Below are 14,587 nucleotides of genomic sequence, written 5' to 3' on the forward strand. Positions count from 1 at the left end.
GGTTCAACGTCCGGAACCCGGTGTGACGTCCCGTCACGCCGGGTTCCGGCGTTTTGTTAACCAAATACTAAAAAATCCGGTTCTTGGTCACGCCATGACAACGACGACGTCTCGACGTGAGCGTGTTTTAACACAGGGGTGACAATGGGGACCCTGACGCGAAACGCGCCCTTCCGAATATCTGAGCATGGATCACGGAGGAGTCGTTTCCCAGCAGAACCTGGTGGTGGTCGGGTATGGCCCGGCAGCCCACCGGTTGATCGATGCTCTGCGTGAGCGGGACGGCGCCGGCGCCTGGAAGATCACCGTCATCGGTGAGGAGACCCGGCCGGCGTACGACCGCGTCGCGCTCACGACCTACCTTGAGGGCGCCGACCTCGCTTACCCCGCGCACGGCGACGGCGACGGCGTCGACGTGGTCTGCGCGGAGAAGGTCGCCGAGATCGATCGGGCGGCCAAGGAGGCCGTCACCGAGTCCGGTCGCCGCTTCGCCTACGACGTGCTCGTCCTCGCGACGGGCTCGGCCCCCTTCGTCCCGCCCGTCGAGGGCAAGGACCTGCCCGGCGTGTTCGTCTACCGGACGATCGACGACCTGGACGCGATCCGCGACTACGCCGCGGGACGCGCGACCGGCGCCGTCGTCGGCGGCGGCCTGCTCGGCCTGGAGGCCGCCCGCGCGCTCCAGGGACTCGGCCTGGACAGCGGTGTCGTCGAGGTCGCGCCCTGGCTGATGCCGCGCCAGCTCGACGAGGGCGGAGGCGCGATGCTGCGCCGCCACATCGAGGGCCTCGGCATGGCCGTGCACGCGGGCACCCCCATGGCCCGCCTGGCCGCCGGTCCCGACGGCGCCGTCGACAAGGTCGTGTTCGGCAACGGTGCGGAGATCCCGGCGGAGGTCGTCGTCTTCTCCGCGGGCATCCGCCCCCGTGACGAACTGGCCCGCGCGGCCGGCCTCGCGGTCGGCGAGCGCGGCGGCATCGTGGTCGACTCCGGCTGCCGCACCGACGACCCCGCGATCTACGCGATCGGCGAGTGCGCCCTCATCGGCGGCATGGTCTACGGTCTCGTCGGCCCCTGCTTCACGATGGCCGAGGTCGTCGCCGACCGCCTGGTCAACCCCGACAGCGCCGCCTCCTTCGAGGGCGCGGACCTGTCCACCAAGCTCAAGCTGATGGGCGTGGACGTCGCGAGCTTCGGCGACCCTTTCGCCGGCGGCGAGAACGGGGCCGCCTTGGGCGTCACCTACACCGACCCGGTCGCGGGCGTGTACAAGCGCCTGCTCGTCAGCGACGACGCCCAGACGCTGCTGGGCGGCGTGCTGGTGGGCGACGCCGAGTCCTACTCGACGCTGCGCGCCTACGTCGGCGCGAAGCTGCCGGGCGCGCCCGAGCAGATGCTGTTCGGCGGCACCGAGGCCGCGGGCGGCGACCTGCCCGAGGCGACCGTCATCTGCTCCTGCAACAACGTGACGGCCGGGGACATCCGCTGCGGCATCCGCGACCACGAGCTGCGCGACGTGCCTGCGGTCAAGGCGTGCACCCGCGCGGGGTCGAGCTGCGGATCCTGCGTCCCGCTGGTGAAGAAGCTGCTGGACGCCGAGCTGGCCGCGGCCGGCATCGAGGTCAGCAAGGCGCTGTGCGAGCACTTCGAGTACTCCCGCGCCGAGCTGTTCGACATCGTCCGGGTCCGTCAGATCAGCACGTTCACCCAGCTCATCGCCGAGCACGGCACCGGCAAGGGCTGCGACATCTGCAAGCCGACGGTCGCCTCGATCCTGGCGTCCCTGGGCAACGGCCACATTCTGGACGGCGAGCAGGCCGCCCTCCAGGACACCAACGACCACTTCCTCGCCAACATGCAGAAGAACGGCACCTACTCGGTCGTTCCGCGGATCCCGGGCGGGGAGATCACCCCCGACAAGCTCATCGTGATCGGCGAGGTCGCCCGCGACTACGGCCTCTACACCAAGATCACGGGTGGGCAGCGGATCGACCTGTTCGGCGCCCGCGTCGAGCAGCTCCCGGTGATCTGGAAGCGCCTGGTCGACGCCGGGTTCGAGTCCGGCCACGCCTACGGCAAGTCGCTGCGGACGGTGAAGTCCTGCGTCGGCTCGACCTGGTGCCGCTACGGCGTCCAGGACTCCGTCGGCATGGCGATCAAGCTGGAGCTGCGCTACCGGGGCCTGCGCGCCCCGCACAAGCTCAAGTCGGCGGTGTCGGGCTGCGCCCGCGAGTGCGCCGAGGCGCAGTCGAAGGACTTCGGCATCATCGCCACCGAGAAGGGCTGGAACCTCTACCTGTCGGGCAACGGCGGCATGCGGCCCCGGCACGCCGACCTGTTCGCGAGCGACCTCACCGACGAGGAGCTGCTCACCTACATCGACAGGTTCCTGATGTTCTACATCCGGACCGCCGACCGCCTCCAGCGCACCTCGGTGTGGATGGAGTCGCTGGAAGGCGGCCTGGACTACCTGCGCGAGGTCGTCATCGACGACAAGCTCGGCATCTGCGCCGAGCTGGACGCCGCGATGGCGCGGCACGTCGAGGCCTACGGCGACGAATGGGCCGAGACCCTCGAGGACCCCGAGCGGCTCGCCCGGTTCGTCTCCTTCGTGAATGCCCCCGAGACGCCCGACCCGAGCATCTCCTTCGAGGTCGAGCGCGAACAGATCAAGCCGGTCCTCGTGACCGGACCGCGCCTGGAGGTGATCGGCCAGTGACCGTTACCGCGATCTCTACGACCTGGACGGACGTGTGCTCCGTCGACCGCATCACCCCCGAGCGGGGCGTGTGCGCCCTGGTGAACGGCCTCCAGGTGGCCGTCTTCCGGACCTTCGAGGGGCACCTCTACGCCCTGTCGAACTTCGACCCCTTCAGCAACGCGTTCGTGCTGTCGCGGGGCATCCTCGGGAGCCGCGGCGGCGTGCCGACGGTGGCGTCCCCGATGTACAAGCAGGTCTTCGACCTGGCCAGCGGAAGGTGCCTGGACGATCCGGACACCTCCGTGCCCACCTTTTCCATCAGGCTCAACGGCGACCGTGTGGAAGTGATGACGTGACTATTCAGGCGGGTGTGCTGACCAGTGAACCCCTCTCGGGGTTCGCCGTCGGGGTGACGGCGGCCCGCCGCCATGAGGAGCTCGCGGCGCTCCTGGAGCGAAGGGGCGCCCGGGTGGTCCACGCCCCGGCGATCCGGCTCGTCCCGCTCCAGGACGACGCCGAACTGCTCCAGGCCACCGAGGAGTGCATCAGCCGCCCGCTGGACTACGTGGTGGTCACCACCGGCATCGGGTTCCGGGCCTGGCTGGAGACCGCCGACGGCTGGGGGCTGCGCGACAGCCTCCTGGACCGCCTCGGCCGGGTGCCGATCCTCGCGCGCGGTCCGAAGGCGCGCGGCGCGATCCGCTCGACGGGGATCACCGAGGCGTGGTCGCCGGAGTCCGAGAGCTGCGACGAGGTGCTCAAGCACCTGCTGGAGGGCGACCTCCGCGGCACCCGCATCGCGGTGCAGCTCTACGGCGAGCCGCTCCCGGACTTCACCGACGCGCTGCGCGGCCACGGCGCCGAGGTGATCGAGGTGCCCGTGTACCGCTGGTCGCGGACCGACGACTCCACGCCGCTGCGCCGCCTCGTCGGCCAGGCCGTCGCCGGCACCGTCGACGCCATCACCTTCACCAGCGCGCCCGCGGTCACCGCGACCCTCGCGGTCGCCGCCGAGGACGGTCTGGAGGACGCGCTCATCGAGGCGCTGCGCACCCACGTCGTCGCGGCGTGCGTCGGCCCGGTGACGGCGTTCGCGCTCACCGAGCGGGGCGTGCCGACGATCCAGCCCGAGCGGGCGCGGATCGGCGCGCTGGTCCGCGCGATCGTGGAGGACCTGCCCGAGCGGCGGGCGCGGCGGCTGCACGTGCGCGGCCACGCCCTCGAGCTGCGCGGGCACGCCGTCGTCCTGGACGGCCAGCTCCGGCCGATCGCACCGGCGCCCATGGCCATACTGCGCGCGCTCGCCCGCCGCCCCGGCCACGTCGTCTCGCGCGCCGAGCTGTGCGGGGTGCTGCCCTCGCGGGTGGTCGCCGCGGGCTCCGGCTGGACGAACCCGCGCGACGGCCGCCCGCAGGCCGACGAGCACGCCGTGGAGATGGCGGTCGCCCGGCTGCGCCGGGGCCTCGGCCGGACCGGGATCGTCGAGACCGTCGTGAAGCGCGGCTACCGGCTCGCGTGCGAACCGGGTCGCGAGGCGCTCGCCTGATGGCCGTCCTGCTCGGCGTCGCGCACGGCACCCGCGATCCCGCGGGCGCCGCGACGGTCCGCGCGCTGCTCGCGCTGGTGCGCGCGGCGCGGCCGGACCTCGTCGTCGCCGAGTCCTATGCCGAGAACACCGGGCCGTCGGTCGCCGAGGCCGTCGCCGCGCTGCGGGCCGGACCGCCGTCGGCGGAGCCGCTCGTCGCGGTGCCGCTGCTGCTGGGCCGCGGCTACCACGTGCACGTCGACATCCCCGCGCAGCTCGCCGCGACGGGGACCGCGGCCGTGGTGTCGCGTCCGCTGGGCCCGCACGCCGAACTCACCCGGGCGCTCGCCGACCGCCTCGCCGAGGGAGCGGCGGCCGACGCCGTGGTCCTCGGCGCGGCGGGCTCGACCGACCCGTGCGGCGTCGCCGACGTCCGCGCCGCCGCCCGCCTGCTCTCCCGCCGCCTGGGCCGGGACGTCCCCTACGGCTTCGTAGGAGGCCCCGGCCCCCGCCTCGACGACGTCGTCGCGGCGGCCAGAGCCGGAGGCGCCCGCACCGTCGCGGTCGCCTCCTACCTCCTGGCCCCCGGCTTCTTCCAGGGCCGCCTCGTCGCGACCGGCGCCGACCTGGTGGCCCCCCCTCTGGGCGCCCACCCGGCCCTCGCCACCCTGATCCTCCGCCGCCACGAAGAGGCCCTCATCGCCACGACGGCCCTGGCCCCGACCTGACCCCGGGCCCGAACACGCCAAAGGCCCCGACGCACCCGTCGGGGCCTTGCTCTGGCAGGAGTCCCCGGAGGGGTTCCGGCCCGGCCATCGGCCACGGGCCTTGGTGAGGAATCACGCCGGTGCGATCGGGCGCCGGGATCTGAGGCGCCCGATCACCGCGACGCCGGAGGCGGCGCGATTCACACGGCGAAATCCAGGAGGGGCTGGGCGTTGCTGGGGTGCCTCAGCTTGGAGAGGGATTCCTTTTCCAGTTGGCGGATGCGTTCGCGGGTGAGGCCGAGGTGCTTGCCGATTTCGTCGAGGGTGCGCGGGGTGCCGTCGTAGAGGCCGAAGCGCATGGACATGATCTTGGCTTCGCGGGGTGAGAGGACGCCCAGCGCGCGGCGGAGCTGGTCGGCCATGAGCTGGCGGTCGACGAGTTCGGAGGCCTCGACGCTGTCGGTGTCCTCGATGAGGTCGCCGATGCGGGTCTCGCCGTCTTCGCCGATCGTGGAGTCCAGGCTGATCGGCTGGCGGCTGGTGCGCAGGAGCTCGCGCACCTGCTCGGGGCTCTTGCCCATCTCCTCGCCGAGCTCTTCGGCGGTGGGTTCCCGGCCGAGCCGCTGGTGCATGTCCCGCTCGATGCGGCTGAGCTTGCTCAGCAGCTCCAGGACGTGGACGGGCAGGCGGATGGTCCGGGCGGAGTCGGCGAAGCCGCGCTGGATGGCCTGGCGGATCCACCACATGGCGTAGGTCGAGAACTTGTAGCCCTTGGAGTAGTCGAACTTCTCCACGGCGCGGATCAGGCCGAGGTTGCCCTCCTGGACGACGTCCAGGAGCGACAGGCCGCGGTCGGAGTACTTCTTGGCGACCGAGACCACGAGCCGGAGGTTGGCCTCCAGCATGTGGGCCTTGGCGCGGTTGCCGTCCTCGACGATCCACTCGAGCTCGTCGCGCTGGCGGGCGGACATGCGCGGCGGGGCGTTGTCCAGCTTGTACTCGGCGTACAGGCCCGCCTCGATCCGCTTGGCGAGGTCGACCTCCTGTTCGGCGGTGAGGAGCTGGCGGCGGCCGATGGCCTTGAGGTAGGTGTGGACGGAGTCGCCCATCACCGAGGTGTTGTCGTCGAGGTCGCGGGTGCTGACCTCGTCGTTGCCCTCATCCTCGGCGTTCGGGTCGAACTCGGAGTCGTCGTCGCCCAGTTCCGCGGCGCGCGCGGCCTGGTCGTCGCCGGTCTCGGCGGTCTTCGCGGTGCCGTTCTTGGCGCCCGTTTTGGCGGTGGTCTTGGTGCCGCGCGCGGTCCGGCCGGAGGCCGCCGGCTTGCGGGTAGTCTTCGTCGTGGGCTTGGCGGTGCCGTCGGCCTGGGCGCCATCGTCGCCGAGGCGGACTCCGCTCTCGGTCAGCTCCTTGAGCAGGGAGCGGCCGCGGGTCGCCGAGATGCCCGCCTCCTCGAACGCTCGGCGGACCTCGGTGAGGGACAGGTGGCCGCGGGACTTGCCCAGTGCCAGCAGATCCGCCACGTGGGCTGCCGCGCCGCTGTCGGTCGCCGCCCCGCTCTCAACGGTCGGGGCCGCTGTGGCCTTACGAGGCATGGGGTCCGACCCTCCCTTCTCGAGGTCCGAAATATGCCTTTTGGGCACGTATCCGAAACGAAGGACCGTGTCCAGGATGTTCCCGACCAGCGAAAACCTTGACCCAAACGGCTTGTGGCCGGACATGGGTGACTTTCGCGAGACTCGATCGGGTACCCGGTTACCTCACCTACAACGTCCGGGTAATACGTATGATTCCGGAGGTGCCTCCGCGGTTTACCGGTGTGGCGCGATTCTCACCCGCCGGTGAGACCGGCCGTCCCGGCCGTCCCGGCCTCCGGGGCGCGGCGCAGCGCCTCGCGGTCGGGCTTGCCCGACGCCAGCAGCGGCAGCTCCGCGCGGATCTCCAGCTCGCGCGGCGCCGCGTGGGCGGGCAGCTCGGCCCGGACGAGGTCGCGCAGCTCGTCCAGCGTGACGGGCCCGTCGGCGACGACCACGGCGGTCACCCGCGACCCCCACTCGGGGTCGTCCCGGCCCACCACGACCGCCTCGCGCACCCGGGGGTGCCGCGAGACGATCTCGGCCACAGCTCCGGCCACGACCTTCTCCCCGCCGGTGTTGATCACATCGTCGATCCGGCCGAGGACCCGCAGGCGGCCTTCCTCGAAGACGCCGAGGTCCTGGGTGGTGAACCACCGGCCGGGCCGGCGCTCGGCGAAGCGGTAGCCGGAGAAGAGGACGGAACCGGAAAGCGAGATCCGTCCGGCTGCGTCCAGGGAGACCTCCACGCCCTCCAGGGGGACGCCGTCGTAGACGCACCCTCCGCTGGTCTCGCTCATCCCGTAAGTGGTGAAGATCCTTGCGCCGCGATCCCGGGCCTCCGCCAGCAGAGCCGAGGGCGCCGCCGCCCCGCCGAGCAGGATCGAGGCATAGGAAGAGAGGTCGGCTTCCACGTCCAGGAGACGGCGGAGCTGCGTCGGGACGAGGGAGATGTGCACCTCGCCCGCCTTGGCGACCTCCATGAGGTCGAACCCCGGGTGGATCACCGGGGACACGCCCCCGAGCAGCGCCCGCACCAGCACCTGGACGCCCGCGATGTGCGAGGTCGGCAGACAGCACAGCCACGGCGCGTGCCGGGCGCCGACCCGGGAGAGGGTCGAGCGGGCCGAGGACTCCAGCGCCCCGGCCGTCAGCTCCACGACCTTCGGACGGCCGGTGGAACCCGAGGTGGCGATGAGCACCGCCGCGTCGGTCGGCACCCCGCCCTCCAGCGCGTGCACGCCGGAGGAATCGACGAGCGCGGCCGGTTTCGCGGTCTCCACGAGCGCCCGCAGCGCGGGCTCGGGCGTGCCCGGGGCCACCGGGAGCAGGGCGGGCCCGGTGCCGTCGAGCGCGGCGGTCAGCACGTCGAGGAAGCGGGGGCCTGGGGGGAGAACGACGGCATGCAGGGGTCTCATTGTGTGATCAGGCTACCCGTGGCCGAACACGGCACGGAAAGGCGATGTAATAGGGGCCATGGTCTCCGAGATATTCGACGCCGCAGCCTGGAAGGAAGTCGACGGGTTCGACTTCACGGACATCACCTACCACCGTGCGGTGGGCCAGGGGACGGTGCGGATCGCCTTCAACCGGCCGGAGGTGCGCAACGCCTTCCGCCCGCACACCGTGGACGAGCTCTACCGGGCGTTCGACCACGCCCGCCTGTCGCCCGACGTCGGCGTCATCCTGCTGACCGGCAACGGCCCCTCGCCCAAGGACGGCGTCCACGCCTTCTGCTCCGGCGGAGACCAGCGGATCCGGGGCAAGGACGGCTACAAGTACTCCGAGAGCGAGAGCGCCGCGGGCATCGACCCGGCGCGCGCGGGCCGCCTCCACATCCTGGAGGTCCAGCGGCTCATCCGCTTCATGGGCAAGGTCGTCATCTCGGTGGTGAACGGCTGGGCCGCGGGCGGCGGGCACAGCCTGCACGTCGTGTCCGACCTCACCCTGGCCTCGCGCGAGCACGCGCGGTTCAAGCAGACCGACGCGGACGTCGCGAGCTTCGACGGCGGCTTCGGCTCGGCCTACCTGGCCCGTCAGGTCGGCCAGAAGTTCGCTCGCGAGATCTTCTTCCTGGGCGACGAGTACTCCGCCGAGGACGCCCACCGCATGGGCATGGTCAACGCGGTCGTCGCGCACGCGGACCTGGAGAAGACCGCCCTGGAATGGGCCGCCAAGATCAACGCGAAGTCGCCGACGGCGCAGCGGATGCTCAAGTTCGCCTTCAACCTCATCGACGACGGGCTGGTCGGCCAGCAGGTCTTCGCGGGCGAGGCCACCCGCCTCGCCTACGGCTCCGCCGAGGCCGCCGAGGGCCGCGACTCGTTCCTGGAGAAGCGCGACCCCGACTGGTCGCCCTACCCCTGGCACGGCTGATGCGGGCCTTCGCCATCCCGATGCGCACCCGGTTCCGGGGGCTGACGCGGCGGGAGGGCGCGCTGATCCACGGCCCGGCGGGATGGGGGGAGTTCTCCCCGTTCGCCGAGTACGGCCCTGCGGAGGCGGCCCGCTGGCTGGCCGCCGCCCGCGAGGCGGCCTTCACCGGGTTCCCCGCGCCGCTGCGCGACCGGATCCCGGTGAACGTCACCGTCCCGGCGACCGACGCCGGGCACGCCTGGCGGATCACCGCCGAGGGCGGCTGCCGCACGGCCAAGGTCAAGGTCGCGGAGAAGGGCCAGAGCGAGGCCGACGACCTCGCGCGGGTCGAGGCGGTGCGCGACGCCATCGGACCGGACGGTAAGGTCCGGATCGACGTCAACGGCGGCTGGGACGTCGATCAGGCCGTGCGGATGATCCGACTGCTCAACCGGTTCGATCTCGAGTACGTCGAGCAGCCTTGCGCTACGGTCGAGGAGCTGGCGGCGGTGCGCAGGCGCGTCGAGGTGCCGATCGCGGCGGACGAGTCGATCCGCCGCGCCGAGGACCCGTTCCGGGTGGTGGCGGCCGAGGCCGCCGACATCGCGGTGCTCAAGGTGCAGCCGCTCGGCGGGGTCGCCCCCGCGCTGGAGATCGCCGCGGCGATCGGCCTGCCCGTGGTGGTGTCGAGCGCGGTCGAGACCTCGGTCGGGCTCGCCGCGGGGCTCGCCCTGGCCGCGGCGCTGCCGGAGCTGCCGTACGCGTGCGGCCTGGCGACGCTCAGCCTGCTGGAAGGCGACGTGACCGGCGATCCGCTGGTCGTGGAGGACGGGGAGATCGCCGTCCGCCGGCCCGAGGTGGATCTCGCGGCGCTCGCGCGCCACCAGGTCGACCCGGCTGCCTGGCGGCGGCGAGCGGAGGAAGCGGAGAGAGCATGAACCCGGCGACGGCGCTGGCCACGGTCCTGGTGGACGAGCTGCTGCGGGGCGGGATGACCGACGCGGTCCTCGCCCCCGGCTCGCGCTCGGCCCCCCTGGCCCTCGCCCTGGACGCCGCGGAGCGCGCGGGGCGGATGCGCCTGCACGTCCGGGTGGACGAGCGGTCGGCGTCGTTCCTGGCGCTGGGCCTGGCCAAGCGGACGGCCAGGCCCGTCGCGCTGGTGTGCACCTCGGGGACGGCGGCGGCGAACTTCCACCCCGCGGTCATCGAGGCGTCGGAGTCGGCGGTCCCGCTCATCGTGCTGACCGCGGACCGGCCGCCGGAGCTGCGCGGCACCGGCGCGAACCAGACCATCGACCAGGTGAAGCTGTACGGCACCGCGGTCCGCTGGACCTGTGAGGTGGGGGTGCCCGAGGAGCGGCCGGGGATGGTCGCCTACTGGCGGTCGATGGCCAGCCGTGGCTACGCCGCCGCCCTCGCGCCCGACCCGGGACCGGTCCACCTGAACGTGAGCTTCCGCGAGCCGCTCATCCCCAACGGCGACGACACGTGGTGCGAGCCGCTCGACAGCGGCGACGCCAGCGTGTGGACCCGGGTCAGGGAGAGCTCGCCGGGGTCGGTGCTGCACGTGCCGCCGACCCGCCGGGGCGTCCTCGTCATCGGCGACGGGGCGGTGAACGTCAAGCGCTATGTCGCGGCGGCGTCGATGGCGGGGTGGCCGGTGCTGTCGGAGCCGATAGGCAACGGACGGTACGGCGACCACGCGATGTCGTCCTACCACTTCCTGCTGGGCGTGCCCGAGTTCGTCGAGGCGCACCAGCCCGAGGTGGTCGTGACGCTCGGCAGGCCGGGGCTGTCCAAGCCGCTGCTGGGCATGCTGCGCCGCGCCCAGGAGCACATCGTCGTCACCCCGAGCCTGGCCCGCTGGCCCGACCCGGTCCGCTCGGCCACCCAGGTCGCCCAGGAGGTGGAGATCCCCGTGGTCTCCGGGGACGACGGGTGGCTGAAGTCCTGGCGCACGGCCGACCAGGCCGCGTCCGCCGCCGTCGACACGCTGCTGGACGAGAGCGAGGAGGTGACCGAGCCGCGGCTCGCCCGCGACCTCGTCGCCACGATCCCGGGCGGCTCGCTCCTGCTCACCTCGGCGAGCATGCCGGTGCGCGACCTCGACCAGACCATGCGCCCGCGGCGCGGCCTGCGGATCCTCGCCAACCGGGGCGCCTCGGGCATCGACGGCCTGGTCTCCACGGCGATCGGGATGGCCCTCGGCCACAGCGGCAGGTCGTACGCGCTGCTCGGCGACCTGTCGTTCCTGCACGACCAGAACGGCCTCATCATCGGCCCCCGCGAAGCACGCCCGGACCTCGCGCTCATGGTGGTCAACAACGACGGCGGCGGGATCTTCTCGCTGCTGCCGCAGGCGTCGCTGCGCGAGCCGTTCGAGCGGGTCTTCGGCACCCCGCACGGGGTCGACCTGGAGCGGATCGCGGCGGCCCACGGCATCCCCTACACCCGGCTGGACTCCGCCGGGCAGCTCCCGCGCGCGCTGTCCGGCGACGGGCTGCGCATCATCGAGGCGCGGACCGACCGGGAGAAGAACGCGCTCCTGCACGCGCGGATGCGCCAGACGGCCCAGGACGCGATCAAGAACGTGCTGTGACGGGTCCCGCCTTACCGCGTAAAGACACCGGATCGGCCGACCGCGTAAGGGCTCCGGGCCGATCGAAAGACCGCTTCGGGGAGGATCCCCGATCTCGCGCTGTGTTCCTTTACGTTGCGGAAGGTGACGGCCGGGAGGCGGGGGCCCGGTCGTCGTCGCCCCAGTCGTGGTCGTCGCAGCGGCGGGACGCGACGTAGAGGGCGACCCTGCCTCCGGGGTTCCACTGCTGCCCGGCGGCGGGCTGCTGGTTCAGGACGCCCTCCTCCCGGCTGCGCACGCAGATCTCGGCGAAGCCGAATCCGGCCTGCGCGAGACGGACGGCGGCCTCGTTCAGGGAGAGGCCGACGACGTCCGGGACGGCCCGGGTCGTCGGCGCCGGGGGCGCCTGCGTCGCCGGGGGCTGGGGCGGGGGCGGCTTGGGCGAGGAGGTCGTCGGCCGGGGGGTCGGGGTGGCCGGCGGGGTCGTCGCCGTGGTCCTCGTCGGGGCCGAGACGGGGGTCGGCTCCGCGGTCTCCGGGGCCTCGGTCGGGGTCACCGTGGAGGTCGCGGTGGCGATGGCGGGCCGCTCCGGGGTGAGGGTGAGGTTCTTGTCGGAGTCGTCGCCGCTGAAGGCCACGGTGAGGCCGATCACGGCGATCGCGCCCACGGGCACGGCGATCTTCACAAGCATCCGGCTCCGCCGGTTGCGGGTATGCGCTCCGATGGCGAATCCCCCCTTTCGCAGGACGATCTTAGGGCATTACGGATAAATCAAAGCCGTGTATCGCCGTATCGCGCGGCGGCTCTTTGCCCCGCCTTCCCGCCGACTGATTACGCACCGCATGACATTGGGTACATAACGTGAACAGGTAGGCGAATCCTGGAGGGCGGGGGCCATGACGACGGATCCGGCGACGACCGACGACGCCTTCGCGCCCCTCCGCGCGCTGGCGGACGCGATCCTCTATGAGGGCTACCTCCTCTACCCCTACCGGCGCTCCTCGGCCAAGAACCGGGTCCGCTGGCAGTTCGGCGTCCTCACGCCGCGCGCGTGGACCCAGGCGCGGGGGCCCGACGACACGGGGGTCGCGGGCTCCGCCGAAGGCTGGTGGCAGCGGACCGAGGCCCTGGTGCGGGCGCCTGCGGGCACGCCCGTCGAGGGCGCGGTCCGGTTCCTGCAGGTGCAGCGCAAGACCGTCGAGGAGCACCGGGCCGGGCGCTGGCACGCCGCCGAGTCCCTGACGGCCGCGGCACGGCACGAGGTCCCGTTCGACGAGGCGGTCCCGCACGAGATCCGCTTCCGGATCCCGCTCGGCGCGGCGCCGGACCTGGAGTTCACCGTGCCCGGAGGCCGGGACGTCGAGGAGATCGCCGATCCGGCCGGCCGCGTGGTCGGGCGGGTGGTCCGGGAACGGCTGGCCCTCGCCGTCCGGGTCGGGGTGGGCGGGGCGGCGCTGGGGGAGGGGCCGGACGGGCCGCTGCACCGGCTGTCGGTGCGGGTGGCGAACGCCGCGGCGGACATCGCGCCGGAGGTTCCGCGCGACACCGCGCTGCGCTCGTCGCCGCTGGCCTGCCACCTGCTGCTCGCCGTCCGAGGCGGCGCGTTCGTCTCGCTGCTCGATCCGCCCGAGTGGGCCGAGGCCGCCGTGCGGGGCTGCGCGAACGTGCACACCTTCCCCGTCCTCGCCGACGCCGCCGACACGCTCGTGCTCTCGTCGCCGATCCTGCTCTACGACCACCCCAAGGTGGCCCCGGAGAGCCCCGGCGACCTCCACGACTCCGGGGAGATCGACGAGATCCTCACCCTGCGCACCCTCACCCTGACCGACGCGGAGAAGCGCGAGGCCCGCGCCACCGACCCGCGCGCCGCCGCGATCGTCGACCGGGCGGACGCGATGCCGCCCGAGGTGTTCGAGCGGCTGCACGGCGCGGTCCGCTCCCTCGGCGCCGCCGATCGGGGCGGTCCGCCGGACGCGTCGGTAGTGGTGGCGGGGGTGCGGCTGCGCGCGGGCAGCCGGGTGCGGCTCCGCCCGCGCAGGCACGGCACCGACCCGCAGGACCGCTTCCTGGACGGCCGCACGGCCCGTGTCGAGAAGGTGCTCGCCGACATGGACGACGCGACGCACCTCGCCGTCACCGTCGAGGACGATCCGGCGGCGGACCTGGACCGGTGGTACGGCCGCTTCCGCTACTTCGCGCCCGACGAGGTCGAGCCGCTGGAGCCCGCCGCGCCGCTGGAGACCTCGGGGGAGGGCCGGTGAGCGCCCGGGGCGGCGTCCTGGTCGCGGGCATCGGGAACCTCTTCCTCGGCGACGACGGCTTCGGCGTCGAGGTGCTGCGGCGGCTCGACCCCGCCCGGCTCCCGGACGGGGTGCGCGCCGCCGACTACGGCATCCGGGGCGTCCACCTCGCCTACGAACTGCTCGACGGGACCGTCGACACCCTCGTCATGGTCGACGCGGTCCCGCTGGACGGCCCGCCCGGCACGCTCGCGGTGCTGGAGGTGGGCCCGGACGACCTGGGCGACGACGACGGCGCCGCGGTGGACGCGCACGGCCTGCACCCGCTCGCGGTGCTGCTCCTGCTGCGCCGCCTCGGCGGATCGGTGGGCCGCGTGTTCGTCGTCGGCTGCCGCCCGGAGTCCCTGGAGGAGGGCATGGGCCTGTCCGCGACCGTCGAGGCCGCGGTGGACGGGGCGGTGCGCCTCGTCGAAGAGCTGGTCGAAGACCTCGCCCGTACCGGACGGGCGCGGACGGAGCGAGAGGAACCGGCCGATGCATGAACTGGGGCTGTGCGACGCGATCGTGGCCGCCGCGCTCAAACGCGCGGGCGACCGGCGGGTACGGGCGGTGCGGGTGCGCGTCACCGGCCACCCGGTCGACCCGGCGGTGATCGAGCAGGGGTTCCGGCTCGCCGCGGAGGGCACCCTCGCCGCGGACGCCGAGGTGGACCTGGTGCAGGACCAGGCCGAGGTCCGCTGCCGCACCTGCGGCGAGACCGGCAGGGCCGACGGCGCGCTCGGCCTCACCACCTGCATGACCTGCGGCGGCCTCGACGTGGAGGTCACCGGTGAGGAGGAGGCGTTCCTGGAGTCGATCACCGTCGACCAGACCGAGGGGCAGGGCGAACCCGCCGGAGCGGGCGGGTGAG

General features: G+C 73.0%; 13 protein-coding genes. 10 read left to right on the plus strand and 3 right to left on the minus strand.

The features are described from left to right. Positions 1-187 precede the first annotated feature (187 nt). The 4 genes from nirB to EDD29_RS10635 are packed head-to-tail and all read left to right on the plus strand — an operon-like array spanning position 188 to position 4,954. Positions 188-2,719 (plus strand): nitrite reductase large subunit NirB, encoded by a 2,532-nt coding sequence (gene nirB, locus EDD29_RS10620; protein ID WP_123664228.1) that lies wholly within the window; start codon positions 188-190, stop codon positions 2,717-2,719. Then, complete coding sequence (gene nirD, locus EDD29_RS10625; RefSeq protein ID WP_246052695.1) at positions 2,716-3,057, plus strand: nitrite reductase small subunit NirD; 342 nt, start codon at positions 2,716-2,718, stop codon at positions 3,055-3,057. The genes nirB and nirD overlap by 4 nt, the downstream gene beginning before the upstream one ends. 14 nt (positions 3,058-3,071) lie before the next feature. Beyond that, positions 3,072-4,247 carry a uroporphyrinogen-III synthase gene (locus EDD29_RS10630; protein ID WP_123664229.1) on the plus strand — a complete coding sequence of 392 codons (1,176 nt, stop codon included), beginning with the start codon at positions 3,072-3,074 and terminating at the stop codon, positions 4,245-4,247. After that, positions 4,247-4,954 carry a sirohydrochlorin chelatase gene (locus EDD29_RS10635; protein ID WP_123664230.1) on the plus strand — a complete coding sequence of 236 codons (708 nt, stop codon included), beginning with the start codon at positions 4,247-4,249 and terminating at the stop codon, positions 4,952-4,954. The genes EDD29_RS10630 and EDD29_RS10635 overlap by 1 nt, the downstream gene beginning before the upstream one ends. 179 nt (positions 4,955-5,133) lie before the next feature. On the opposite strand, the gene EDD29_RS10640 is transcribed toward EDD29_RS10635, so the two are convergent. Continuing rightward, positions 5,134-6,525, minus strand: a complete 1,392-nt coding sequence (locus tag EDD29_RS10640; RefSeq protein ID WP_123664231.1) for an RNA polymerase sigma factor — start codon at positions 6,523-6,525, stop codon at positions 5,134-5,136. A gap of 236 nt (positions 6,526-6,761) precedes the next feature. Further along, on the minus strand, positions 6,762-7,922 hold the full coding sequence (locus tag EDD29_RS10645; RefSeq protein ID WP_123664232.1) for an AMP-binding protein: 1,161 nt from the start codon (positions 7,920-7,922) through the stop codon (positions 6,762-6,764). 58 nt (positions 7,923-7,980) lie between these two features. On the opposite strand from EDD29_RS10645, the gene EDD29_RS10650 reads away from it, so the two are divergent. Genes EDD29_RS10650 through menD form a run of 3 tightly spaced genes read left to right on the plus strand, consistent with a single transcriptional unit; the run spans position 7,981 to position 11,458 of the window. Then, positions 7,981-8,880: a 1,4-dihydroxy-2-naphthoyl-CoA synthase gene (locus tag EDD29_RS10650; protein ID WP_123664233.1), complete on the plus strand. Its 900-nt coding sequence runs from the start codon at positions 7,981-7,983 to the stop codon at positions 8,878-8,880. Further along, positions 8,880-9,797, plus strand: a complete 918-nt coding sequence (locus EDD29_RS10655; protein ID WP_123664234.1) for an o-succinylbenzoate synthase — start codon at positions 8,880-8,882, stop codon at positions 9,795-9,797. Before EDD29_RS10650 ends, EDD29_RS10655 begins: the two co-directional genes overlap by 1 nt. Further along, a complete protein-coding gene (gene menD / locus EDD29_RS10660; RefSeq protein ID WP_123664235.1) occupies positions 9,794-11,458 on the plus strand; it encodes a 2-succinyl-5-enolpyruvyl-6-hydroxy-3-cyclohexene-1-carboxylic-acid synthase in 1,665 nt (554 codons plus the stop codon). Before EDD29_RS10655 ends, menD begins: the two co-directional genes overlap by 4 nt. Positions 11,459-11,567: 109 nt before the next feature. On the opposite strand, the gene EDD29_RS10665 is transcribed toward menD, so the two are convergent. Next, positions 11,568-12,128: a PASTA domain-containing protein gene (locus tag EDD29_RS10665; protein ID WP_123664236.1), complete on the minus strand. Its 561-nt coding sequence runs from the start codon at positions 12,126-12,128 to the stop codon at positions 11,568-11,570. Positions 12,129-12,333: 205 nt separating this feature from the next. Between EDD29_RS10665 and EDD29_RS10670 the strand changes: the two genes are divergently transcribed. Genes EDD29_RS10670 through EDD29_RS10680 form a run of 3 tightly spaced genes read left to right on the plus strand, consistent with a single transcriptional unit; the run spans position 12,334 to position 14,586 of the window. Then, complete coding sequence (locus tag EDD29_RS10670; protein WP_123664237.1) at positions 12,334-13,698, plus strand: hypothetical protein; 1,365 nt, start codon at positions 12,334-12,336, stop codon at positions 13,696-13,698. Then, positions 13,695-14,219 (plus strand): hydrogenase maturation protease, encoded by a 525-nt coding sequence (locus EDD29_RS10675; protein WP_123664238.1) that lies wholly within the window; start codon positions 13,695-13,697, stop codon positions 14,217-14,219. The genes EDD29_RS10670 and EDD29_RS10675 overlap by 4 nt, the downstream gene beginning before the upstream one ends. After that, complete coding sequence (locus EDD29_RS10680) at positions 14,212-14,586, plus strand: hydrogenase maturation nickel metallochaperone HypA (RefSeq protein ID WP_123664239.1); 375 nt, start codon at positions 14,212-14,214, stop codon at positions 14,584-14,586. The genes EDD29_RS10675 and EDD29_RS10680 overlap by 8 nt, the downstream gene beginning before the upstream one ends. Position 14,587: the final 1 nt, after the last annotated feature.

This window comes from Actinocorallia herbida (genome assembly GCF_003751225.1).
GTDB lineage: Bacteria > Actinomycetota > Actinomycetes > Streptosporangiales > Streptosporangiaceae > Actinocorallia > Actinocorallia herbida.

Excerpts from the sequence above, each read along its gene's own strand:
- EDD29_RS10650 (WP_123664233.1), top strand. The coding sequence starts at position 7,981 with ATGGTCTCCGAGATATTCGACGCCGCAGCCTGGAAGGAAGTCGACGGG.
- menD (WP_123664235.1), top strand. The coding sequence starts at position 9,794 with ATGAACCCGGCGACGGCGCTGGCCACGGTCCTGGTGGACGAGCTGCTG.
- EDD29_RS10645 (WP_123664232.1), bottom strand. The coding sequence starts at position 7,922 with ATGAGACCCCTGCATGCCGTCGTTCTCCCCCCAGGCCCCCGCTTCCTC.
- EDD29_RS10670 (WP_123664237.1), top strand. The coding sequence starts at position 12,334 with ATGACGACGGATCCGGCGACGACCGACGACGCCTTCGCGCCCCTCCGC.
- EDD29_RS10680 (WP_123664239.1), top strand. The coding sequence starts at position 14,212 with ATGCATGAACTGGGGCTGTGCGACGCGATCGTGGCCGCCGCGCTCAAA.
- EDD29_RS10635 (WP_123664230.1), top strand. The coding sequence starts at position 4,247 with ATGGCCGTCCTGCTCGGCGTCGCGCACGGCACCCGCGATCCCGCGGGC.
- nirB (WP_123664228.1), top strand. The coding sequence starts at position 188 with ATGGATCACGGAGGAGTCGTTTCCCAGCAGAACCTGGTGGTGGTCGGG.
- EDD29_RS10655 (WP_123664234.1), top strand. The coding sequence starts at position 8,880 with ATGCGGGCCTTCGCCATCCCGATGCGCACCCGGTTCCGGGGGCTGACG.
- EDD29_RS10640 (WP_123664231.1), bottom strand. The coding sequence starts at position 6,525 with ATGCCTCGTAAGGCCACAGCGGCCCCGACCGTTGAGAGCGGGGCGGCG.
- EDD29_RS10665 (WP_123664236.1), bottom strand. The coding sequence starts at position 12,128 with ATGCTTGTGAAGATCGCCGTGCCCGTGGGCGCGATCGCCGTGATCGGC.